Raw genomic sequence first — 22,938 nt, 5'->3', positions numbered from 1 at the left:
CTTAGATTTCAGATTCGTCAGCAACCCCGAACAGTCAAGATCAGATGTTAGAACCAATTCACATATTGCTCGTAGACGATGATCCGGCTGAAAATCTTATCCTGCGTGGTTTGATCAGGAAGATCACCGGCCTGAAAATCGAGTTGCACTACTGCGAAACGATCGACGATGCGCTGGCTTTCATCACATCCGGCAAGACCGTGTCGATGGTCTTGATGGACAACCGGCTTCAGCCGCAACGTGATTTTCGCGAGACAGTTCCGGCGATGCGCCAAAGCGGCTTCATCGGCCCGATCGGCGTCATCTCGTCCTCGCTCGCTGATCCCTACTTCCAGAAATTCGAGGATTACGGGGTGGACTTCCGTCTGGACAAGGCAGAGATGGACCCGACCGCCATCGAATTTATCCTGCGGGAATATCTGACCCGCGCGTAATCAAACTTAGAAACAACAAAGGGCCCGACATTCTCTGCCGGGCCCTTTGTTGTTTTAACCGCGTACCGTTCAGGCCGCTGCGATCTGGGTCTTGGGATTAGGCTCGAGCCCCAGCAGGAAGTTGATCTGCGGACGGGCCTTGACGAGATCGTCGATCGTGTACTGCTGCAGGACTTCGAAAAAGGCGTTGAGCGCCTTGCGCAGGGCCGCATTCAAGCCGCAGCTGTCGACGAGCGGACATTCGATTTCACCGGCCTCGAAGCATTCCGCCATCGCAAAGCTGTCTTCCGTCACCTTGACGATATCAAACAGGGTGATCTGGTCGGCGGGGCGAGGCAGGCGCACGCCGCCGTTACGACCGCGAACGGTTTCCACAAGGCCGGCCTTGTTCAAAGGCTGGAGGATCTTGAAGAGGAAAAGCTCAGAAACACCGTAGGCCCTGGCGATCTCCGGGATGCGGCTCAGGTTGCCGTCGTTGGCGGCACAATACATCAGCATGCGGATTGCGTAGTTCGTCTGCTTCGTCAGGCGCATCATATACTCCGGCTCTGGACGATGATCCCGCCTTAGGCCATGCGCCCGCGGTCACAATCCGTTTTGCTGCTGCGCGCGAGAGGTTTCGGCGCGAAGACCTCCCACACATATAGGGCTTATTGCAGTTTGGAACAATTCCAAAAAACGGCAAAGATCATATTCCCGTGATTCTCCCCCCTTTTCATCTTGACGACAAACGGAGCGCCGGTCAAAAGGTGATTAATTAGGTTAGGTTTAAAAACAACTGGGAGAGGCAACAACCATGAACCCAATTCGCTCCACCATTCTGTCCGTGCTTCTTGCAACGGCCTCCGCCACGGCGGCCTACGCCGATGGCGAGGTCAACATCTATTCCTACCGGCAGCCGGAGCTGATCCAGCCGCTGCTCGACCAGTTCCAGAAGGAAACCGGCATCACGCCGAATGTTCTTTTCCTCGACAAGGGGCTTGTAGAGCGCATCCAGGCAGAGGGTGCCAACTCCCCCGCCGACGTGATCCTCACGGTGGATATCGCCCGCCTCACCGAGGCCAAGGAAGGCGGCGTCACCCAGCCGGTTTCCAGCGAGATCATCAACAAGGACATTCCGGCCACTTATCGCGACCCGGATGGCAACTGGTTCGGGCTGACCACCCGCGGCCGCGTCGTCTACGCCTCCAAGGAGCGTGTGGCCCAGAACGACATCACCTACGAGGAACTTGCCGATCCGAAGTGGAAGGGCAAGATCTGCACCCGCGACGGTCAACACTCCTACAATATCGGCCTGTTTGCCTCGATGATCGCCCATCACGGCGAAGCCTATACCGAAAAGTGGATAACCGATCTGAAGAACAACCTTGCACGCAAGCCGGACGGTGGTGATCGCGACCAGGCCAAGGCCATCTTTGCCGGCGAATGCGATCTCGCGCTCGGCAACTCCTACTATGTGGGTCTGATGATGACCAACGAGAAGGAGCCGGAGCAGAAGGAGTGGGCCGGCGCCATCAAGGTGCTGTTCCCCAACAGCAAGGATCGCGGGACCCACGTCAACATCTCCGGCGTCGCGCTCGCCAAGAACGCTCCGAACAAGGACAACGCCATCAAGCTGATGGAATTCCTCGCGTCCGGCGAAGCACAGAAGATCTATGCCGAACAGGTCTTCGAATATCCGGTAATGCCGGGCTCTGAACCTTCGGAGATCGTGAAGTCCTTCGGCCAGATCAACCCAGACCCGCTTCCGCTCGCCGACATCGCCGGTAACCGGAAGAAGGCGTCCGAGCTGGTGGACAAGGTCGGGTACAACGACGGCCCGGCGATGTAAGCCAAGACATTACCGCTTAAGCAAAAGGCAGCGTCCGCGAGGGCGCTGCCTTTTTTGTTTAACCGTTCCTTGAATGCTCAGGCCGGCTTGAGGCATTGGCGTTCCTACTCCCCGCGCGCGGGGAGTAGGAAACAGCTTACTTCATCGTCGGCATGACAAACTCGGCGCCGTCCTTGATGCCGGACGGCCAGCGGCTGGTGACCGTCTTGGTGCGGGTCCAGAACTTGATCGAATCCGTGCCGTGCTGGTTGAGGTCGCCGAAGGACGAGGACTTCCAGCCGCCGAAGGAGTGATAGGCGAGCGGAACCGGGATCGGAACGTTGACACCGACCATGCCGATGTTGATGCGGCTGGCGAAGTCACGGGCAGCGTCACCGTCGCGGGTGTAGATCGCAACGCCGTTGCCGTATTCATGCTTCATCGGCAGATCCAGCGCTTCCTCGTAGTTCTTCGCGCGAACGACGGAGAGAACCGGGCCGAAGATTTCGGTCTTGTAGATGTCCATGTCCGGCGTGACGTTATCGAACAGGCAGCCGCCGACGAAGTGGCCGTTTTCATAACCCTGTAGCTTGAAATCGCGACCGTCAACGACGAGGTTTGCGCCCTCTTCCACACCCTTGTTGATGAGGCCGAGAATACGCTCCTTGGCTTCCTTGGTGACGACCGGGCCCATGTCGGCCTTTTCGTCCGTATAGGGACCGATACGCAGGCTTTCGACCATTGGCGTCAGCTTGGCGATCAGGCGATCGGCGGTTTCCTGGCCGACCGGAACGGCAACCGAGATTGCCATGCAGCGCTCGCCTGCCGAACCGTAACCGGCACCCATCAGAGCGTTTGCCGCCTGATCGAGATCGGCATCCGGCATGATGATCATGTGGTTCTTGGCGCCACCGAAGCACTGGGCGCGCTTGCCGTTCATCGCCGCCGTGCCATAGACATAGCGGGCAATCGGCGTCGAACCGACGAAGGAGACGGCGGAGATATCGGGATGCGTCAGGATCGCATCGACCGCGCCCTTGTCGCCGTTGACGACGTTGAGGATACCGGCAGGCAGGCCCGCTTCAATCATCAGTTCGGCAAGGCGCATCGGAACGGACGGGTCGCGCTCGGAGGGCTTCAGGATGAACGCATTGCCGCAGGCGATGGCCGGCGCAAACATCCACATCGGGATCATGGCCGGGAAGTTGAACGGCGTGATGCCGGCACCGACGCCGACGGCCTGGCGGATCGAATACATATCGATGTTCGGGCCGGCGCCTTCGGTGAACTCGCTCTTGGCGAGATGCGGAATGCCGATGACGAATTCGCAGACTTCGAGGCCGCGAATGATATCACCCTTGGAATCCTCGATGGTCTTGCCGTGCTCGCGGGAGAGGATTTCGGCAAGCTCATTCATGTTGTCGTTCAAGAGCTGAACGAACTTCATGAACACACGGGCGCGGCGCTGCGGGTTGGTAGCGGCCCAGGCCGGCTGTGCGGCCTTGGCATTGGCAACGGCAGATGCGAGTTCCGCGTCGCTGGCCAGCGCAACCGTGCCCTGCACGTCACCGGTTGCCGGATTGTAGATATTGCTGGTGCGTCCGCTCGTGCCGGCAACGCGCTTGCCGCCGATGAAATGACCGATCTCGTACATGGGTGTTCCTCCGTGTTGTTGGCGCGGATTTTACGCTTCAATTTGCACAAAGCAATGGAATGGAATAAGCATCCGTTGTGCAGAAATTAAAGTCACGAGGCGCGATAATGGGTGATCAGGTCGTCAGAATTGCGGAACTGGACATCGACGTTTCACAACTCGACGCCTACCGCACAATGCTTACGGAAGAAATCGAGGCATCCGTCGACACCGAGCCGGGCGTGCTGATGCTGCATGCTGTATCGGACAGGGATCGCCCCGAGCATATCCGCATCCTCGAAGTCTATGCAGACCGGGCAGCCTATGAAGCCCACCTACAGACGCCGCATTTCCTGAAATACAAGACGGGCACGGCTGAGATGGTGAAGGCGCTGAAGCTTGTGGAGGTCGATCCGGTGATGATGCGCGGCAAGGCCTTGGACCGGCTCACATCCTTCTTCTGAGACATTACCATGAACTGGGATGACGTCCGCATCTTTCTCGCCGTTGCCCGCTCCGGGCAAATACTCGCTGCCTCGAAACGGCTCGGCGTCAATCACGCTACCCTCTCCCGCCGGCTGACGGCACTGGAAGAGGCGCTGGCGACACGGCTTTTCGTGCGCCGCACCAATGGCTGCGAGCTGACGGCGGAAGGCGAAGTTTTTCTCGGTTCGGCAGAGCGCATGGAAACGGAGATGCTGGCGGTGCAGGCCAATCTCGGCCGCACGGACACGGCCATTGCCGGCACCGTGCGGATCGGCGCACCCGACGGCTTCGGCGTGTCGTTTCTTGCCCCACGGCTGGGCAAACTCACGGAGCGCTATCCCGAACTGCGCATTCAGCTCGTTCCCGTCCCCCGCTCCTTCTCGCTGTCGCAGAGAGAAGCCGATATCGCGATCACGCTGGAACGGCCGGAACAGGGCCGGCTCGTTTCTTCGAAACTCACGGACTACACGCTCGGCCTCTATGCCTCACGCAGCTACCTTGCGGAAAACGGAACGCCTGAAACCGTGGAAGACCTGAAGGTGCATCGACGGATCGGCTATGTCGAGGACCTGATCTTCACTGCCTCGCTCAATTTTACCGGCGAGGTCATGCGCAGTTGGGATGCGAGCTTCGAAATCTCAAGCGCCACCGGCCAGACCGAGGCCGTTCGGTCCAGCGCCGGGATCGGCATCCTGCACGACTATATCGCCCGGCAGGCCCCGGAACTTACCCGTGTCCTGCCGGACATCAAAATCCGCCGCGCCTACTGGACGACCTATCACGAAAGCGCCCGCGATCTCGTCCGCGTCCGCACCGTCGCCGATTTCATCCAGGAACTGGTGGCGGCGGAACACGCGATGTTCTTGTAGCTCTATTTGGTCGTCGCAATCAGCAGCTTGCCGGGTAAGGGCACCTGCGCGCTTTCCACAACCTCGGCCGACGGCGGGCTGCTTTCGTCCTCTGCTTCAGCAAGGGCCGCTGCATCTCCCGGCATCGGAACCTTCACCGGGTTGGCAACGACCACAGGCTTTTCAGCCGGTTGCTCGACAGCAGCCGCTTTGGTTTCCATCGGCTTCGGTTCGTGGACGATGGCCGTGACCGGCGTGGCCGCCTCCTCCTCGACAACAGCCGCACGAGCAATCTCCCGGCGTGCGCCACGCGGAGGTACGGGCGTTTCAGCCGCAAACATCTCGATATCGCCGATACCGGTTCCGGCTGCCATCTGCAGGCCATCAATGGTGTCGGCGTCGATCGATCTGAGGCGCAAGCCGCGCATCAGGCCGACGATCTTTTCTTCCGAACTGGCCGTGCTGCAATATCTCAGGCGGATGCTTGCGGCGCGTTCGCTGCTCGACAGGGAGGGTTTTGCCCGCTGCGGCGTCACCTGCCAGGCATAGAGGCAGCTGCCATTGCCCGGCAAGACACCGGTGGCATAGCCGAAGACGCCATAGCTGTTTTCACCGATGGCCGGATTGATGGACATGCGCACGCCCGGCAAGACCTTGCGCATCTCGGCCATCAGCACATCGCGCGACGGGGCACGGCGCGCCTTGGCTGACGATCCGGCTGAAACCGTAAGCAGGTTTTCACCCGGGATGGTCGTGGCGTTCGGATAGACGATGAGTTGTTCCGCCTCGCCGTCCCGCACGGTCTGGCGCACTGCAGAAGCTCCGCCGGCAACCGGCAGCGAGGCAAGTGCGACCTCCCGCGACGCTGACGTCGAAAGAGCAGGCCCTCCCGCGCTGGGAGCAGTGGCGTTCAGGAAAGGATCATCGACGCTGGTGCAGCCAATCAGAACCAGTAGCAGCAGGCCGGAATAGAGGTGTTTCATTGGCCGCGTTCTCCCGTCCTGCTGGTTGCGGCGAGACCGCGGGCCACGCCCGCATCCGCCATATGCTCGCTCAGGCGGCGGAACACCTGATTGGCGACACCGCGATTTCCGAGATGATAATAGGCCCAGCCCCGCAACTGGCTGAGATCGGCAGGTTCGGCGATCAAGCTCGCACGGGCATTCAGCGCATCCAGTGTCTTCTGATACTGTTTGCTGTCGAAAGCCGCGCGGGCACGCTGCACGTAGATTTCCGCACGAACTTCACGATCCCGTGCCGGGGTCATCTGATAGGTCGCAAGGATGGCATCGGCATCATCCGTCAGCTTGGCGCGCAGCAGCGTCAGCGCCGTGCCGTAAGCCGCATCGGCCTCCGCCTTGCCTCCGCTTTTCAGCGCGACGCCGAAGGAGGCGCGCGCTTCGCTGAGACGATCGAGGCTCAGATAGCACCAGCCGCCGATCAGGGCAGCATCGGGCGTCAGCTGGCCACGCGCCTGCAGGTTCATGATATCGGCCACGCAATCGCCGTAGCGCTTGGCCTGGAAGTTGCGCAGATAATTTGCCTGGATGACGGCGCGCGGGCGCGTGACATCCGCCGCCTGACGGCCCTTGGGTGGTACCGCCACCTTGATCTCGGCCCAGATATCGGGATAGGCGGCGGCGTATTTTTCCTGAAGCGCCGCATAGTCCTTCTTTTCCGAAAGCCGGAGATAGGAAAGCGCCAGCCCCTTCACACGCGCAGCGGCCGGCTTCCAGTCCAGCGACTTCTGGAACCAGGCGGCGGACGCTTCGTACTGCTTCGAATTATAGGCATACCAGGCGAGGATTTCGGCATGATCGGCATTCAGTGTCTGGAGAATGGTCGTCGAATAGGAGGCGACGATCTTCTCATCGATCGCCGCCGTATCCGGCTTCGCGAACCGCAGCGACAGCGCATTCATCAGGAACTCGGGATCGGCCGAGAGGTCCTGCAGATGCCTGGCAGCGACCTCATAGGCCTCTTCCTCGAGATTCTGCCCGGCGAGGCTGAGATACAGCCCCTTGGCGTTTTCCGCATCGGCCTTCTTGTCGAGCGCCTTCTGAAACCAGTCGGCAGCGACTGCAGGCTGCTTGATCTTCAGGTAGTACCAGCCGAGCAGCGCCATGTCCTCGCTGCGCGGAGCCTTGTCCGTTGCTTCGACGAGTGGAGCCAGCACATCCTCGGCAAGCGGCTTGGTCTGATCCGCATCGGCGTTGAAATCGGCGACCGACTTGCGCAGGAGATCGAAGGAAACAGGCTGCAACGCGATCTGTAGCGACGGCGTGGTCGCGAGGCGATCGATGACAGCCTTGACCTCCGCCGCTGGAAAGTCCCGCACGGCCTTCTGCAGCGTCGTGACCAGCACGGCATCGGGCAGCCGCGCCTCGTCGCTGCGCAGCAGGATACCGCGGTAGACGTCGGCAAGCTGCTTCTTCATGCCGGTTGCCGCATAGGCATCGATCAGGGTCCAGAGAAGGTCGATTTCCGTTTCGCTTGCCGGATCGATGGCCGCGCCGGCGTTGATAACCCCCGTCCAATTCTTCTGCCCTGCCGCTTCCGTCATCAGCACCCGCTGCTTTTTGCGGGCAAGCTTTGACGAAAAATCGGTCGTCGGCTCCCAGTCGGGGGTTGCGGTCTTGCGGCGGATCATCTCCGCGTCGATGCCGGTGAAATCGCCCTTATCGTAGAGCGCCCACAGGGAGCTTTCGTCCGTGCCGCGCGCCGCCTTCGGCAGAAAGACATCTTCGGGAAGCTCGAAGCTCGGATACTTGAAGCGCAGGCGTTCCGTCTCCGCCGTTACCCTCTCCTGCTGGCCTTCATCCGCGTAATAATAGAGAGCCGCAAGCTCCACTTCGTCCGGCTGCGTCGGATCGTCCGTGACGGCCGGTTCGGAAGAAGCCTGATCGGGCTCGCGCTCAATGGAGCCGGAGGTGGCGGTATCGATGGCCTGATCGACAAGGCGAAACGAGCCGGCAGCCTCGGTCAGGAGAGCCGTGGAATCTGCCGCCCGTGCCGTCATCGGCACCAGCAGGCTCGCGGCGGAGAGCAAGACGAGCAGATGAGCAGCCTGTCTGGACTTAGTCATTGTCGGACTGCGCTCCCTTGCGCGGAATGAGCCAGCCGAGCCAGAGGGCGAAGAGCCCCATCGCGGCAACGATCAGCAGGACGTAGAACTGGAAATTATCGGAGAACCATGCGGCTGCGAGGCGGCGCAGATTGCCGGGGCTACGATCATCGACACCGGTGATGAAGCGGGTTGCCGCCGGCAGCGCGCGGACATCGAGGCTCGCCGTTTCGACTGCGACCGAGCCTCCATCCAGCCCGTTCCAGACCGACGGATCGACCAGACGTTGGACACCGGCTGCGAGATCGGACGGCGAAGGTGCGCGCAACACCGTCCAGGTTGCCTCCCCTGTCGTCGAAGGCTGCTGCGACAGGGTGACGAGATCATCCGTCGCGCCGTGGGAGGCGAGCGAATTGTCATTGTCCTGATAATTGAGCCAGGTGCCGAAGCGGCTGGCAGCACGCGCCGCCCATTCGCCAACCAGTGTCGTAGCAGAGCGTTCGCTGCTCGGCACCGCCGTCGACTTGTGGAAGGCATCGAGCAACTCGGATGAATTGTCGGTGCTGTCAGTGGCTGAAGCGATGGTCTCGGAGGTATCGTCAGCGATCGCCGCTGTTCGGAACGGATCAAGTCCCGTCTCATCGAAGTTTTCCGAAAACGCAGTCTTGCCGGACGCGCCGAGATCGGCAAAGGCGTTGTCAGTCGTAATCAGAAGGGCGTTACGCGATGGCGAAGCCTTGCCCTTGCCCATCTGCATATCCGCCGACAGCGGGCTGCCGGCAGCAACAGCCAGCCGCGACAGCACGGTCAAGGCAGCGCCGACGGATTGGCCATCCGGCCGCTCGATCACGACATCAAACGGCTTTCCTTCCGCGAAGGGATAACCATTGCCGGTGAGGGCTGCGATATCCGGGAGCCTGCCGACACGGGCGAGCGCCGGCACCGTGATTTCCGTCTTGTCGAGAAGAACGAAACGCGGCTGGTCATCCTTGCGCGCATCCGGTGCACAGGCCGCATCCGCCTCGATCGGCAATTCGGCGATAAGTTCGACCTTGTTGATGCCCGGCCGGAAGGCGCGCAGCGGCAGTTCGATCAGCTTGCCATCAAACTGCTCACCCTCCGACTTGCGGAACGGATAGCTGGTGACGACACGGTCATTCACCCGCACGAGGAACTGGGCGGTGTAGTTGAGGCCCGGCGATGTCGCCGCATGCAGTTTCAGCCCAATGGTCGCATAATCGCCCGGATAGAAATCGGACGGCATGACCATGTCGAAACCGGTGCGCGACAGGCGGCCGGCGAAGACACGGCTTTCATAACCGGCATCGGCGAGACGATAGGTGGTCGATGGTTGAACGGTGATGCGTCCATGGTTCGCGGCTTTCAGGCTGCCATCAAGGCTTGCCTTCATCGGACCACGGATGGCGGCGAGCAGGCGGCTTTCCATATCGGCATGGGTTGCGCCGTGAAGGGTCACTGATGCGCGGCCGGGCTCGGCAGCCTTGCCAACGAAGAAACCGTAACCGAGCGAGCGGGTCGCCTCCGGCATCAGCCGGCGATTGCGATCTGAAAAAGCGTAGAGATCGATGCCCGGGCCTGTGCCCGGCTTGTCGGAGATGGTGACGGCAATATCGTCACGTCCAAGGAACAGCGCCAATGTCTGCAGCATCGGCGCTGCATCATTGAGGATTTCGGCGTTCAACGTCTGCGGTACGACCAGACGGATATCCGTACGGCCCTGGGCATTGCGCGATACGGTCAGGAGATCGTCCGGTGTCTTGAAGCTAGGCGCGCCGCTGGCAACAAAACCGGTTTGAACAGGCGAAAACTCGGTCCAGAGTTCGTAGGTCGCCTCCAGCGAGCAATCGACGCGGTGATGTTGGCGTGCCCGGATATCGACCTGATTGCGCCCAGCGACCAGCATCTGCGGATCGAGCGCGATGTCGTTGCGCTTGAAGCCATTGGGCGCTGCGATCGGGAAACTTCCAGCCGGCTTTCCATTGACGGTAATATCCACGACGGAGCTATCCGGCAGCACAGAAACGGCGTTGCGATAGGAAAGCGCCAGCTTACCACCCGCGGCGGCCTGTGGCTGCGACAGGAAGAAGGTGAAACGGCCGTTGTCATCCTCGCCCGAGAGCTTGAAGGATGCCGAGGATTGCTCGAAAGGGACGAGACCGGGCTGGCGCTGGTCTGCGACCGGAGATGCCGCCGGGCGTGTCGAGAGAATGCTTTCGCTCTCCCCCGGCTGGGCACCAACGGCAATCGGCGCGTCATCCAGCAGGCTCTGTGCCTGAGCCGAGACACTGGCGAGCAGCGACAGGGCCATGACGGTGGTGATGAGCTTAGCCATAGAGCTGGCCTCCCTGAAGAACGGGTGCCGTTTCTTCCGGCCGGGGTGCCGGGGGCAAGGGCATGACCTTGTTGTCGTTCAGCACCAGCGGCGCATCCTCGAAGGACTTCACCATAGTCTCGCGGACGAGGCCGGCGCTGTACTGGATGGCGCGCAGCGATTCCGTGATGCTCCAGAGGGCGAAGCGGCTGGTGCCCCAGAAGAAGTTGCGACGGATCTGGCGGCGCACGAGGCGATCCTGCAGCACCGATTGATCGGAATACATCAGCTCTGCAATGGCCATGACGGTCTTCGGTGTGCGCTCGCTATAGGCAAAGCCGGCAACCGTCGTTCCGTTCGTCACCCGGCGCGAGCGGCAGACGACATCGAACAGAATGGCCTGGCCGCCGCGACGCAGCTCCACCTTCGCTTTGGTGGCAGCGGAAGCGTCCAGCTTCGGCGTGCCATCGACGAACTCGACGGAGATGCCGCCGCTGGAAGCATCCTGAATGATGACGGTGTGGTGCTCTTCGCCGATATGCATCAGCGCGTGGCGCTTGACCGGCAGGCGCTGGTTCCGGCGCAATTCGCGACGCTCTGCAATCGCGCCAAGCGCTGCACCGGCAAGGCCGAGATTGATGAGGTTCCACATGGCGACGATCATCAAAAGCTCGCCTGCTACCGGCTCCGTCAGCAGCCGGTAGCCGGAATAGAGGGCGGCGGCGAGCAGCAGGAAGAAGATCGCGAAATAAGGGGCGGCCAGCGGCGACAGCATGCTCTTGTCCAGCGTCTGGCCTTTGGCGGTGACATTGAAGGTCGGCTTGCGCGGGTTTCTGACCACGCTGATGATGCTGCCGAACAGGAAGACGGCCTGCACATACTCATAAAGTTCGGAAATCCACGGCCAGCGCACCCGGCCATAGAGATAGCTCTGCATGGCGAACGAGCTGATCAGATAGGTCACCGCATAGGAGGCGAACTCCAGGATGTTGGCGCGGTAAATTTCCAGCGAGAAGAAGATGTAGAGCAGCGGCGAGAACATGAAGGCCAGCCGCGAGATCGGGAACAGCCAGAACATGTTGATGCCGGCATAGCAGATACGCTGCGGGATCGTCAGGCCCTTCGCAAGGAACGGCCGCTTCAGGATGAGGATCTGCAGCATGCCCTGGCACCAGCGAGCGCGCTGGCCGATGAAGGAAACGAAGGTTTCCGGCTGCAGGCCGGCGATCAGAGGCTTGTCGACGTAAACGCTGTGCCAGCCCTGGCAATGCAGCGACAACGCTGTCTCGCAATCCTCGGTGATCGACTGGCCGGAGAAACCATCCGTCGTTTCCAGCGCCGAGCGACGCAGAACGGCAGCGGAACCGCAGAAGAACGAGGCGTTCCATTTGTCGAGCCCGCGCTGCAGGATCGAGTAGAACATCTCGTTTTCCGACGGCATGCGCGCGAAGGTCTTGAGGTTCTTTTCCAGCGGATCGGGATTGAGGAAGTAGTGCGGCGTCTGGACGAGGAACAGTTTTTCGTCCTTGGCGAAGAAGCCGACGGTCTCGCGCAGGAAGTCGCGCACCGGCGCATGGTCCGCATCGAAGACGACCACGAGTTCGCCGGTCGAGATCTTAAGGCCCTCGTTGAGGTTGCCGGCCTTGGCGTGATCGTTCCGCTGGCGGGCATGGTAGGTCACGCCCATGGCATTGCAGAGCGCTTTCAGCTGCTCATGGCGGCGGATCGCGGCGACGGAAACGCGCGGGTCCTTGTGATTGCGCTTGGCATCGGTGCCGCCATCGTCCAGCAGGAAGATGTTCAGCTTGTCCTTGGGATAGGCCATCGACTTCGCGGCGGCGAGCGTGATGGCGAGAAGCTCGGCATCCTCGTTATAGCTCGGGATGAAGACATCGACGGTCGGCAGGCTGGACGCCTCGCCCATGTCCGGCGTCTTGCGCTTGACCGGCTCGATGACCATGAAAAAGCTGATCGCCAGCATCGCCAGGCAATACATTTCCGCGAGATACAACAGGAAGCCCGGAATGAAGTTCAGCGGCTCGGAAATGTCCGGCAGCGTTTCGGTCGTGCGCCAGAAGCCGTAGCGCAGCGCGATGATGCCAGCGAAGACGAGCGTGACGACGCGGAAGGTTGCGCTCTCGGGACGGGTCATGCCGATAAACATGACACCCAGCACGGCGCAGCTGAGCATGAGCTGGGCCTGCAAACTCATCGGCAGCAAAATAAGCAGCAAGCCGAGTGCTCCGGCGGGAACCGCCAGAAATTTGATGCACTTCATGTGCCCTATTCCCCATAGTCATGTCAGGCGGCGCTTCATCGAGCCGGTTCTACATCGAACAGCCTGAACCTAGGGGCCAAGGGTCAACAGAATCCTAATGGCGAGTGCATGTGCGAAAAGCACACAGGATGAGGTAAATATAAGGTTTACAACCCGCTTCAAGATTTGAGGGGTTCAGGAGACTATTTTCAGCCTCTTTCCCCTGAAAATCCGGGGTTGTCCACCTCACCGCTGATTGCGAAGCGATCCATCCTTGGGATTGGCGGTACCCCAGAAGACGGTATTGCGCCCGGCTTTCTTGGCGGCATAAAGCTGCTTGTCGGCAGCCGCCATCATGTCCTCCAGCGTCTCGTTGCGGGCATCGCCGCAATAGACGCCGAAACTTGCCGTGACCCTCCCCGCCGCCAGCGGCGGCACGGTCTGAATGGCGAGGCTGAGGCGCAGGCGATCCGCGATCGCAACCGCATCTCTCGCTGGCGTCCGTGGCAGCAGCACACAGAACTCCTCGCCACCGATCCGGGCGGCCGCATCATAGGGCCGCAGGTTCTGTTCGATAACGGCGCCGGCTGCGATCAGCACACGATCCCCGACCTCGTGACCGAACTCGTCATTGATGGACTTGAAATGATCGAGATCGAAGACAATCAGGGATACGACCTGATTTTCCCTGGCGGCGCGCACCACTTCGAGCGTGCCGATCTCCTTGAACCAGCGGCGGTTGCCAAGGCCGGTCAGCGTGTCTGTCGAAGCCTGGACGCGCAGTTGCGCAAGCGTGCCGTCGAGATCGGCGATCAACTTGGTGACGCCGTTGGCGACGACGCCGACTTCATCCTTGCGCCTGCTCGACAATTGCGGAATGGCGCCGACCGCGCGATATTTCTGCACGGCTTCCGAGACATCATGCAGCGGTCTCAGCATCAGCCAGAGCGTGACGAGGCAGAAGATCGTGCCGATCAGGGTCGCGGCAAGAATGATTCCAAGCACGGGTGCCGGATTGCTATCGAACCCGAGCAGCAGGAAGACCACAAGGGCGATCAGGGGAATGTGGGTGGAGGCGAAGCATACCGCGAAAATCTTGAAGGTGAGAGACGATAAAAGCCGGGTCTTGGTCGCCGAAATTTTAGAGCTCATAACATTTCCCTTGCAGTCTTGCCGCCAGACACTCACCAACCAGAACGAAAATTTCCCTAAATTTTTCCGCGGGATTTTAACGAATACAAGCTGGAGTAGATGCCTATGGGTAAGATGGAGCATCCAGGGTCGAATTCCACGCCCAAAGGCAGGGATTTTCTTTCAGGGAGAAATGGTACGGTTGGGGGGTCTCGAACCTCCGACCTCAGGTGCCACAAACCTGCGCTCTAACCAACTGAGCTACAACCGCACGATCGAAAAACGCAATGCGCTTTCGGGGGGTGAAATAGAAGCAGTCCGGATTTTTTGCAAGCCTTAACTTGCACGGGACTGTGAAAAACCTGACGGCAAGCGTCCTCACAAACGTCAAAGGCCGTCGCGGAGAGCGACGGCCGTGAATTTCAATCCCTGGGGAAGGCTTACTTCTTGAAGTTCGCCATTGCCTTTTCGGCGGCTTCCTTGCTGGGCTTTGCGACGTTTTCAGCGACCTTCTTGGTCGCTTCCTGCATCGACTTCGCCTGCTCCATGGCAAGCTCGGCCTGCTTGCGGATGAACGCGGTCTGCAGTTCGAAGAGTTCGGACAGCGACTTGACGCCAAGAAGCGCTTCCATGTGGGACAGCGAGCTTTCGGCATTGGTGCGGAGCGCGTCGATCGCCTTCAAGCTGATTTCGACCGTGCCGGACTGGGCGCTTTCAAGCGTCGCTTCAACGGTCTTGGTTGCATCTTCGGCAGCGGTTTTCATCTTGGCGTACGCTTCCTTGGACTGAACGGCGCCCTTCTCCGCGAACTCGCGGAATGCGTCGCTGATCTTTGCGGGGTCGAAGGCATTGAGGGAAAATGCGTCTTCGGTCTTCTTGATAGCCATGTCTGCGCTCCTTGGTGCTTGGCCTCGTTCGAGGCTCCTGTTTCGTTGATGGCTAAGATATAATATAAAATATTGTGCAATGCAACATTTTGTGCATTGCACAATATGCAAGGCAGCCACGTTAACCTTGCGGGACGAAAGGCTGTGCCGGGCGGCCGGAAAGCTGGACCCTACCCCCGCCTGCCGCTATTAATACACTGTTAACAATCCCGGCCAAAGGACGGCTCCGCCGACAGGTTTGCTGATGCCCGCGAAGTTTTATCCTTTTATCGATATCGCCGTCCATGAACGGGTGCGGGAGCATTTCACCCGCGGGGATGCAGCCGTGCTCTTCTCGCCGGATATGAGCAGCATTCTGTGGTCGAATGGCGCGGGGGCTACTCTTTTCGGCTTCAATTCCGTCTATGATTTCATCGATCTCGGCGCCGAACGCGGCGACGTCGCCTTCCGACAGCTCACGGCCGCGGCCCGGCAACTCGGCCGCAGCGGCGATCGCAGGACCTTCCTGATGCGGCTTGCCTCCGGCTTTCGCAGTGTGCCGGTGAATGCCGCCGTCGAAATGATCACCGTGCAACCGGGGGAGACAGCCGTCCTCTTCTCCGCCCCCAGCATCGGCAAACGCCTGTCCCTCGCCGAAAGCGCAAGCCGAATGATCTCAGGGCTGGATGATCCCGATACCCATATGGCGGTGCTGGACGCCGACGGTGCCGTGCTTGCCGCCTCGGCGGGCTTCGCGGACCTCGCCATGACGACGCAGACCTGCCAGTCATTGGTCTCCGCCGTCTCGCGCGATCCCGATTGGCTGATCAAGCGCCCGGTGGCGACCGGCAAGGGCCACCTGCCGGCGGCGATCGGCAAGCTTTCCGACAATCCCGCCCTGCACCTGCTTTTCGCGGTCGAGACGATCCTCGGCAATCTCGATCCGGAAGATCGGGGTGAGCCGGCGGCTGCGGCAACGGCCGTTCCCATCGTGGTGGAAGAACCGACCGTTCACGCCGACGACGTCCCGGAAACGGCAGAGTATGCGCCCGAGGCGGAGATTGCCGTCGAAGCAGAGGTTGCCGAAACACCGGACGTCGCTGTGGCCGTAGCGGAAGCGATCACGGAAACGGAATCCGATCCGGAACTCTTCGAGCTGCCGGAGGCCGAAGCCGCGATCGGTGAAGCCCCCTCTGAGCCAGATGCCGAAGGCGAAGACGCGCAGAATGTCCCGGACGAGACGGAATCCGCCGAGATCCCATCCGAGGAGACCGCTTCAGACCTTCCGCCTCCCGAGGAATCGATTGCAGACACGCCGGCTGATGAAGGCGAACCGCATCCGGAGACCGATCTGGCCGAAACGTCCGAAGCCGCCGCAGATGTCCCGCTGATTGCCGATACGGAGCCAGGCGTCGATACCGACCCGCTCGCCGATGACCTCCTCAGCGAAGAGCAGCAGCCGGAAGCCGCCTTGGATCTCAGCTCCACGACGGAGATCGAGACCAACCCGGCGGACGTCGACACCGCGGATGAAGCTTTTCACTTCGACAGCAAGGGACGCGCAATTCGCTTTGTCTGGAAGATCGATGCCGATGGGGTTTTCAACGAAATCTCCGAGGAGTTCGCCAGTGCGGTCGGACCACGCTCGGCCAACGTGGTGGGCAGGCGCTTTGCCGACCTTGCCGAACGCTACGGGCTTGATCCGGAAAACACGATCACCGATCTTCTGAAGCGGCGCGACACTTGGTCCGGGAAAACCGTTTTCTGGCCGGTCGAGGGGGAGGCTCTGGTGGTGCCGGTCGATCTGGCGGCGCTGCCGACCTATTCGCGCAACCGTTCGTTCGACGGATTCCGGGGTTTCGGCATCGTGCGCGTTGCCGATGCCGTCGCCAGCGATCGCGTGATCGACCGGGATATTCCTACGATCCGCGAGGGCAGCACCGAGCTACCGGACACAAGTGGCGAGGCGCCGTTCGCACCCGATACGCCGGAGGCGGAAACCATGCCGACGCCGGTGGACACCCGGCAATCCGAGCGCGGCAATGGCGATCTTTTTGCAGACCTGAGCGCCCCCCCTGCCGAGGAACCGTCAATCGAGGACCCGTTCCGCGGGGAATTGCCTGCTCTCAGGATTGTCGACACGCCCGGTCGCCGCGAGAGCGACAAGATCGTTGTGCTCGACTCCCACCGCAAATCGCCATCCGAGGCGCTGACCCGCAATGAGCAGGCCGCCTTCCGGGAAATCGCCCGCCAACTCGGGGAAGGATTGGAAGCCGCCAACACGGAACAGGAGCCGACCACGGCCGACACCGCTGAGACGGATCCCTTCACCGGCATGGAAAAGCCGGTGAGCCCGCGGATCGATTCCGACGAATTTGCCGGTATCGACGATCATACCGCCGTGATCGAGGACGACGAAGCGGAAGACGCCCCCATCCCGGAACCTCCCCTCGTCGTGACCCAGACCGGGGAGAGCGGTGGGCTGACCCCGGATTTCGTCGATTCGCTTCCTGTGGCGCTTCTTATTCACAGCGGCGACACGCTTTACCATGCCAATCCGGAGTTCCTGGCGCTGACCGGTTACGACAGTCTGGCTGCGCTGGATGCCGAGGGCGGTATCGACGCCCTGTTTGCGGGTGATGACGAGGGCTTTTCCGATCTTCCGGCCGGCACCATGATGCTGCTGCGCAACGACGGGCGCCTTGTGAACGTGACCGCCCGCCTGCAATCCGTACGCTGGCAGGACAAGAGCGCCCTGATGCTGGCGCTCGCCCAGGCTTCGCCTCTTCCGGCGCCGGTCGAGGAGCCTGTCGATGCGGAGAAAGCGCTGCCGGAAACCGCGGCGCTGCACATGCAGATCGAGGAATTGCAATCCATTCTGGAGACCGCGACCGACGGTGTCGTGGTGATCGGCGCTGACAACGAAATCCGCTCGCTGAACCGCTCGGCCAGCGCGCTCTTCAATTATGATGACGAGGAAATCCGCGGCAAACCTTTTGCCTCACTCTTTGCCCATGAAAGCCAAAAGGCGGTTCTGGATTATCTCGCCGGCCTCTCCGGCCATGGCGTCGCCAGCGTCCTGAACGACGGTCGTGAGGTGATCGGCCGCGAAGCATCCGGCGGATTCATCCCGTTGTTCATGACCATGGGCAGGCTGGCGTCGTCCAACGGTTACTGCGCCGTCATCCGCGACATCACCCAGTGGAAGCGGACCGAGGAAGAACTGCGAAGCGCCAAGCGCGCCGCCGAAACGGCCAACGCCCACAAGACGGAATCGCTTGCCCGCATCAGCCACGAAATCCGCACCCCGCTCAACGCGATCATCGGTTTCTCTGACATGATGGCGTCGGAACATTTCGGACCGATCGGCAATCCGCGCTATGTCGAATATGCGAGCGACATAGGTCGCTCCGGCCGCCATGTGCTCGATATCGTCAACGACCTGCTGGACATCTCCAAGATCGAAGCGGGCGAGATGGAGCTTGAATTCAGCGCCGTCGAGATCAATGAAGCGATCTCCGAGGCGGTATCGCTGGTGCAGCCGCAGGCCAACAGCCAGCGGGTGATCATCCGCACCTCGCTGTCGACCGCCGTGCCGAACGTCGTTGCCGACAGCCGCTCGATCAAGCAGATGGCGCTCAACATCCTCTCCAATGCCATCCGCTTTACCCCGGCAGGCGGCCAGATCGTCGTTTCCACGGCTTATGAAGCCAATGGCTGCGTGATCCTGCGCATTCGCGATACCGGCATCGGCATGACCCGCAGCGAGCTTGAGCAGGCGATGAAGCCGTTCCGGCAGGTAACGACAGGCGTGCGCAAGCGCGGAGACGGCACCGGCCTCGGACTGCCCCTGACTAAGGCAATGGCTGAAGCCAACAGGGCGCAGTTTTCCATCAGCTCGACACCGAACGAAGGCACGCTGGTGGAAGTCAGCTTCCCTCCGCAGCGCGTTCTGGCGAACTGACACCGCAGGTAGCGTTGCCTTTCCCTCTCTTTAGGACTAGAGCGCTTCTATCTGGAAACGCTTGGCGCCGGAGAAGACGCGCAGTGCAGACATCGGCAGCGGCAAGCGCGCATCCCCTCAAGCGCAAATTCAGGTCCCGGGGCATGGCCGGCGGCCATCCGGGGCTGGCGACCGGGGCGATCCTGGCCTGTGCTATCGTTCTGGTGCCGATCGTCGCGATCATCTGGCTGGCGATCAGCGGCGGCGGTGCCGACTGGCCGCACCTGATCTCCAACGTCATCCCGCGCGCCACGGCCCGGACCATGCTGCTGATCATCATGACCGGCATGGCGACCTGCCTTGTCGGCATCACCACCGCATGGCTGGTGGCAAGCTGCGATTTTCCGGGCCGGCGGATCCTTTCGGCGGCGCTGGTTCTGCCGCTCGCCATACCGGCCTATCTCTCGGCCTACGCATTCGGCGAGCTCTTTACCTTCACAGGACCGATCCAGTCGCTGATCCGCTTTCTCTTCGGCTTCACGACGAGCCGCGACTACTGGTTCCCCGATATCCGCTCCCTTGGAGGCGCGGTGCTCATCCTGAGTTCCGTGCTCTATCCATATATCTACCTTGCCTGCCGATCCATGTTCCTGATGCAGGGGCGCGCCGCAGCCGATGTCGCGCGCACGCTCGGCGCGAGCCCTCTGCGGGTCTTCCTGAAAATCCAGGTGCCGATGGCGCGACCGGCGATCATGGTCGGCCTGACGCTGGTCGCCATGGAAACTCTCAACGACATCGGCGCCGTCGAGTTTCTGGGCGTGCAGACGCTGACCTTCTCGATTTACGATACCTGGCTCAATCGCGGCAGCCTGGCCGGCGCGGCCCAGATTGCCTGCATCATGCTCGTGTTCGTCGTCGGCCTGATGGTGATGGAGCGCGTAGCGCGCCGCCGTCAGCGTTTCGCCAGCCAGAAGACCACGACGGCCGTGCACGACGCCACGCGCCTGCATCTGACGGGATGGCGCAAGTGGATGGCGACCGCAGCCTGCACGCTTCCGATCCTCTTGGGGTTCGCCGTACCCTTCCTGGTTCTGGGAGATTATGCGCTCAAGCGGCTGCACCAGCTTCTGGAACCGCGCCTTTTGAAAGCGCTGCTGAACAGCATCATGGTTTCGGCCACGGCCGCCCTCCTCACCGTCGTTCTCGGGTTTGTCCTGGCTTACGCAGCCCGCAGCAGCCGTTCGCGCCTGATCACGATTGCCGGTCGCCTGTCCTCCATCGGCTATGGCGTGCCGGGAACCGTGCTGGCGATCGGCGTCCTCTTTCCGCTCGCAGGTTTCGACAACGGGGTGGATGCGATACTGCGGCAATATGCCGGCATTTCGACAGGCCTCCTGCTTTCTGGAACCGGTTTTGCGATCATCTATGCCTGCACGGTTCGTTTCCTCACCATGGCGGAGGGCTCGATCGAAGCGGGCTTCCAAAAACTTTCCCCACACCTTGACATGGCAGCGCGCACGCTTGGCCGCAACGGCACGCAAACGCTCTGGAGCGTGCTCATCCCGATGATGCGCCCCGCCGTTCTTTCGGCCGCACTGCTCGTCTTTATCGAATCGATGAAGGAGCTTTCCGCAACGATCATGCTACGGCCCTTCAACTTCAATACTCTGGCAACGCTGGTCTACGAGCAGGCATCCCGCGCCAAGGTCGAGGATGCCTCGGTCGCCGCGATGATCATCGTGCTGACCGGCATGATCCCGGTGATCCTGGTGTCGCGATCACTCGATCGCGGACGATAAGGCACCGATTTCCATCTTCAGATGCTGAGCCTGCGCAAAAAAAAGCAGCCAAACGGCTGCTTTGAAATTTAATGCTAAACAGAAGCTCGAGGGGAATAGACATCATGTCCGGCGGCAGAAGCCGCAAGCCAACCCCGCATTGGTCAGCCTCAAGTTGAACTCAAAATGCGCTGCCAACCGTAAACAAAACCTTTCCAGACGATCCGTCATTTCTTGCCCTTTTCGGCAAGCTTTGCGAAGTGGTTAACACGCGAGGCCCGAAAAGATTAACAAAACTGCGGCGCTTTAACCGCTATACTTTCAACTCGGCAAGTCCCGCGTAAAGATCGAGCGCTTCCGGATTGGCAAGCGCTTCCTTGTTCTTGACCGGGCGCCCATGGACCACCTCGCGAACCGCAAGTTCAACGATCTTTCCGGATTTGGTCCGCGGAATATCCGTCACGGCAATGATCTTTGCCGGCACATGGCGCGGCGAAGCGCCGGTGCGGATTTTCGTCTTGATCCTGCCGACAAGCTCGTCGCTCAACGTTTGCCCGGCGGCGAGACGAACGAAGAGCACGACGCGAACGTCGTCATCCCAATCCTGACCGATGCAAAGCGCTTCCGCCACCTCCTCGAGCTGCTCGACCTGGTTGTAGATCTCGGCCGTGCCGATACGGACACCGCCAGGATTGAGCGTCGCATCCGAGCGGCCATGAATGATGATGCCGCCATGATCCGTCCATTCGGCAAAATCGCCATGACACCAGACGTTATCGAAACGCTCGAAATAGGCCGCGCGATACTTCTTGCCGTCGGGATCGTTCCAGAACATGACCGGCATCGATGGAAAGGCCTTGGTGCACACGAGCTCGCCTTTTTCGCCACGAACGGAATGACCTTCATCATCCCAGACGTCCATGGCGAGGCCGAGCCCCGGCCCCTGGATTTCGCCACGCCAGACGGGTTTCAACGGATTGCCGAGCACGAAACAGGACACGATATCCGTTCCGCCGGAAATCGAGGCGAGCTGGACATCCGGCTTGATGCCTTCATAGACGAAGCTGAAACCTTCCGGCGACAAGGGTGAACCCGTCGAGGTCATCAGGCGAAGCGACGACAGGTCGTGGGTGGAAACCGGTGTAAAGCCGCCCTTGCGCACGGCATCGATGTACTTTGCCGAGGTGCCGAAAACGGCAAAGCCCTCTTCCTGCGCGTAGTCAAACAGCACATTGCCGCTGGGGTGAAACGGAGAGCCGTCGAAAAGGCAGAGCGTGGCGCCGACCGCAAGCCCGGAGGCAAGCCAGTTCCACATCATCCAGCCGCAGGTGGTGAAATAGAACAGCCTGTCGCCCTGCCCCAGGCCGCAATGGAAGCGATGCTCTTTCAGATGCTGCAGCAGCGTGCCGCCCGCCGAATGCACGATGCATTTCGGAATGCCGGTCGTGCCCGAGGAGAAGAGAATGTAGAGGGGATGGGAAAACGGGAGCTGGAGATACGACATGGACTGCGCTTGGAAAGGCGCGATGAAATCGTCGAGCGTGCGGGCGTTCTGCAGCGAGGCGGCAAGCTTTTCCGTACCGCCGACATAGGGAACGACGACCGTGGGAACGCCGAGCTTGCTCGTGATCGCGCCGACCTTGGCAGACACATCCTGCAGTTTTCCGGCATACCAGTAGCCGTCGCAGACGATGAACAGGCTGGGCTCGATCTGCCCGAAGCGGTCGAGAACGCCCTGCTCGCCGAAGTCCGGGGAGCAGGACGACCATATCGCGCCGATCGACGCGGCTGCCAGCATGCAGGCAATGGTTTCCGGCATGTTTGGCATCATGGCGGCGATGCGATCGCCCTTGCCGATACCCGCAGCAACCAACGCCTGCTGGAGGCGGGACACCAGAGCACGAAGCTCGTCCCAGGACATCCGACGCTTCACCTTGTCTTCACCCCAGAAAACCAGGGCATCGCCATCGCCCGAAAGCCGCAACAGGTTTTCAGCAAAGTTCAGCGTTGCATCGGGAAAGAAGCGGGCGGAGAGCATATCGTCGCCATCGATCAGCGCACGCGCGCCCCGTTCGCCCCTGACCTCGCAGAAATCCCACACGGCACTCCAGAAATCGGCCCTCTCCTCGACGGACCAGACATGAAATGCACCGACGTCGGCAAATGACAGAGAAAAGCGCTGAGCGCACCAATCCATGAAAATGCTCAAAGGGGTTCCCGCAATGAACTCCTGCGAGGGAACCCACAAGGGTTTGTCTGCTTGCATGCGTATCCTCCACTCCAACCGGCCGCCGTTATAACATGCTGCATCGCAAGATAAAGAGCGAGGCGACGGGACATCTGCCTGGAAGCGACG

15 protein-coding genes and 1 tRNA gene are annotated in these 22,938 nt (G+C 60.9%); 6 read left to right on the top strand and 10 right to left on the bottom strand.

The genetic code is table 11. The annotated features are described in order from the left end of the window. The first annotated feature begins 65 nt into the window (after positions 1 to 65). Positions 66 to 434: a response regulator gene (locus BLX89_RS19225; RefSeq protein WP_083637693.1), complete on the top strand. Its 369-nt coding sequence runs from the start codon at positions 66 to 68 to the stop codon at positions 432 to 434. A gap of 69 nt (positions 435 to 503) precedes the next feature. Here BLX89_RS19225 and rirA read toward each other — a convergent pair whose 3' ends face one another. Continuing rightward, the gene (gene rirA / locus BLX89_RS19220; RefSeq protein WP_075292554.1) at positions 504 to 968 is read right to left on the bottom strand and encodes an iron-responsive transcriptional regulator RirA; all 465 of its coding nucleotides are present in this window, start codon (positions 966 to 968) and stop codon (positions 504 to 506) included. A 262-nt stretch (positions 969 to 1,230) separates the two neighbouring features. Between rirA and BLX89_RS19215 the strand changes: the two genes are divergently transcribed. Beyond that, a complete protein-coding gene (locus BLX89_RS19215) occupies positions 1,231 to 2,265 on the top strand; it encodes a Fe(3+) ABC transporter substrate-binding protein (RefSeq protein WP_075292553.1) in 1,035 nt (344 codons plus the stop codon). Positions 2,266 to 2,401: 136 nt separating this feature from the next. Here BLX89_RS19215 and BLX89_RS19210 read toward each other — a convergent pair whose 3' ends face one another. Then, complete coding sequence (locus BLX89_RS19210) at positions 2,402 to 3,898, bottom strand: CoA-acylating methylmalonate-semialdehyde dehydrogenase (protein WP_075292552.1); 1,497 nt, start codon at positions 3,896 to 3,898, stop codon at positions 2,402 to 2,404. A 107-nt stretch (positions 3,899 to 4,005) separates the two neighbouring features. Between BLX89_RS19210 and BLX89_RS19205 the strand changes: the two genes are divergently transcribed. Both BLX89_RS19205 and BLX89_RS19200 read left to right on the top strand, forming a co-directional pair. Beyond that, a complete protein-coding gene (locus tag BLX89_RS19205; protein WP_075292551.1) occupies positions 4,006 to 4,341 on the top strand; it encodes a putative quinol monooxygenase in 336 nt (111 codons plus the stop codon). Between the two features lie 9 nt (positions 4,342 to 4,350). Further along, positions 4,351 to 5,232 carry a LysR family transcriptional regulator gene (locus tag BLX89_RS19200; protein ID WP_075292550.1) on the top strand — a complete coding sequence of 294 codons (882 nt, stop codon included), beginning with the start codon at positions 4,351 to 4,353 and terminating at the stop codon, positions 5,230 to 5,232. A gap of 2 nt (positions 5,233 to 5,234) precedes the next feature. On the opposite strand, the gene bcsN is transcribed toward BLX89_RS19200, so the two are convergent. The 7 genes from bcsN to BLX89_RS19165 form a co-directional block, all read right to left on the bottom strand. Beyond that, the gene (bcsN, locus tag BLX89_RS19195; RefSeq protein ID WP_075292549.1) at positions 5,235 to 6,194 is read right to left on the bottom strand and encodes a cellulose biosynthesis protein BcsN; all 960 of its coding nucleotides are present in this window, start codon (positions 6,192 to 6,194) and stop codon (positions 5,235 to 5,237) included. Further along, positions 6,191 to 8,296: a tetratricopeptide repeat protein gene (locus BLX89_RS19190; RefSeq protein ID WP_075292548.1), complete on the bottom strand. Its 2,106-nt coding sequence runs from the start codon at positions 8,294 to 8,296 to the stop codon at positions 6,191 to 6,193. Before BLX89_RS19190 ends, bcsN begins: the two co-directional genes overlap by 4 nt. Beyond that, positions 8,289 to 10,628, bottom strand: coding sequence for a cellulose biosynthesis cyclic di-GMP-binding regulatory protein BcsB (locus tag BLX89_RS19185; protein WP_075292547.1), 2,340 nt, complete (start codon positions 10,626 to 10,628; stop codon positions 8,289 to 8,291). The genes BLX89_RS19190 and BLX89_RS19185 overlap by 8 nt, the downstream gene beginning before the upstream one ends. Further along, entirely contained in the window at positions 10,621 to 12,885 is a 2,265-nt protein-coding gene (bcsA, locus tag BLX89_RS19180; RefSeq protein ID WP_083637691.1) for a UDP-forming cellulose synthase catalytic subunit, read from the bottom strand. The genes BLX89_RS19185 and bcsA overlap by 8 nt, the downstream gene beginning before the upstream one ends. A 225-nt stretch (positions 12,886 to 13,110) precedes the next feature. Further along, the gene (locus tag BLX89_RS19175) at positions 13,111 to 14,016 is read right to left on the bottom strand and encodes a GGDEF domain-containing protein (RefSeq protein WP_075292546.1); all 906 of its coding nucleotides are present in this window, start codon (positions 14,014 to 14,016) and stop codon (positions 13,111 to 13,113) included. Between the two features lie 173 nt (positions 14,017 to 14,189). Continuing rightward, positions 14,190 to 14,266, bottom strand: a tRNA-His gene (locus BLX89_RS19170). Between the two features lie 169 nt (positions 14,267 to 14,435). Further along, complete coding sequence (locus BLX89_RS19165; RefSeq protein ID WP_075292545.1) at positions 14,436 to 14,882, bottom strand: phasin; 447 nt, start codon at positions 14,880 to 14,882, stop codon at positions 14,436 to 14,438. A gap of 244 nt (positions 14,883 to 15,126) precedes the next feature. Here BLX89_RS19165 and BLX89_RS19160 point away from each other — a divergent pair, with 244 nt between their 5' ends. Further along, on the top strand, positions 15,127 to 18,825 hold the full coding sequence (locus BLX89_RS19160; protein WP_075292544.1) for a sensor histidine kinase: 3,699 nt from the start codon (positions 15,127 to 15,129) through the stop codon (positions 18,823 to 18,825). Between the two features lie 143 nt (positions 18,826 to 18,968). After that, entirely contained in the window at positions 18,969 to 20,603 is a 1,635-nt protein-coding gene (locus BLX89_RS19155) for an ABC transporter permease (protein WP_075292594.1), read from the top strand. 292 nt (positions 20,604 to 20,895) lie between these two features. On the opposite strand, the gene BLX89_RS19150 is transcribed toward BLX89_RS19155, so the two are convergent. Then, positions 20,896 to 22,848: an acetoacetate--CoA ligase gene (locus tag BLX89_RS19150; RefSeq protein ID WP_075292543.1), complete on the bottom strand. Its 1,953-nt coding sequence runs from the start codon at positions 22,846 to 22,848 to the stop codon at positions 20,896 to 20,898. Positions 22,849 to 22,938: the final 90 nt, after the last annotated feature.

The sequence above is a fragment of the Pararhizobium arenae genome, assembly GCF_001931685.1.
GTDB lineage: Bacteria > Pseudomonadota > Alphaproteobacteria > Rhizobiales > Rhizobiaceae > Pararhizobium > Pararhizobium arenae.
The sequence above is the reverse complement of the archived record's forward strand: the minus strand, read 5'-3'. Positions and strand labels throughout refer to the sequence as shown.

What these genes read in the sequence shown, in the direction of transcription:
- rirA (WP_075292554.1), bottom strand. Translation starts at nt 968, where the DNA reads ATGCGCCTGACGAAGCAGACGAACTACGCAATCCGCATGCTGATGTAT.
- BLX89_RS19215 (WP_075292553.1), top strand. Translation starts at nt 1,231, where the DNA reads ATGAACCCAATTCGCTCCACCATTCTGTCCGTGCTTCTTGCAACGGCC.
- BLX89_RS19210 (WP_075292552.1), bottom strand. Translation starts at nt 3,898, where the DNA reads ATGTACGAGATCGGTCATTTCATCGGCGGCAAGCGCGTTGCCGGCACG.
- BLX89_RS19205 (WP_075292551.1), top strand. Translation starts at nt 4,006, where the DNA reads ATGGGTGATCAGGTCGTCAGAATTGCGGAACTGGACATCGACGTTTCA.
- BLX89_RS19200 (WP_075292550.1), top strand. Translation starts at nt 4,351, where the DNA reads ATGAACTGGGATGACGTCCGCATCTTTCTCGCCGTTGCCCGCTCCGGG.
- bcsN (WP_075292549.1), bottom strand. Translation starts at nt 6,194, where the DNA reads ATGAAACACCTCTATTCCGGCCTGCTGCTACTGGTTCTGATTGGCTGC.
- BLX89_RS19190 (WP_075292548.1), bottom strand. Translation starts at nt 8,296, where the DNA reads ATGACTAAGTCCAGACAGGCTGCTCATCTGCTCGTCTTGCTCTCCGCC.
- BLX89_RS19185 (WP_075292547.1), bottom strand. Translation starts at nt 10,628, where the DNA reads ATGGCTAAGCTCATCACCACCGTCATGGCCCTGTCGCTGCTCGCCAGT.
- bcsA (WP_083637691.1), bottom strand. Translation starts at nt 12,885, where the DNA reads ATGAAGTGCATCAAATTTCTGGCGGTTCCCGCCGGAGCACTCGGCTTG.
- BLX89_RS19175 (WP_075292546.1), bottom strand. Translation starts at nt 14,016, where the DNA reads ATGAGCTCTAAAATTTCGGCGACCAAGACCCGGCTTTTATCGTCTCTC.
- BLX89_RS19165 (WP_075292545.1), bottom strand. Translation starts at nt 14,882, where the DNA reads ATGGCTATCAAGAAGACCGAAGACGCATTTTCCCTCAATGCCTTCGAC.
- BLX89_RS19160 (WP_075292544.1), top strand. Translation starts at nt 15,127, where the DNA reads ATGCCCGCGAAGTTTTATCCTTTTATCGATATCGCCGTCCATGAACGG.
- BLX89_RS19155 (WP_075292594.1), top strand. Translation starts at nt 18,969, where the DNA reads ATGGCCGGCGGCCATCCGGGGCTGGCGACCGGGGCGATCCTGGCCTGT.
- BLX89_RS19150 (WP_075292543.1), bottom strand. Translation starts at nt 22,848, where the DNA reads ATGCAAGCAGACAAACCCTTGTGGGTTCCCTCGCAGGAGTTCATTGCG.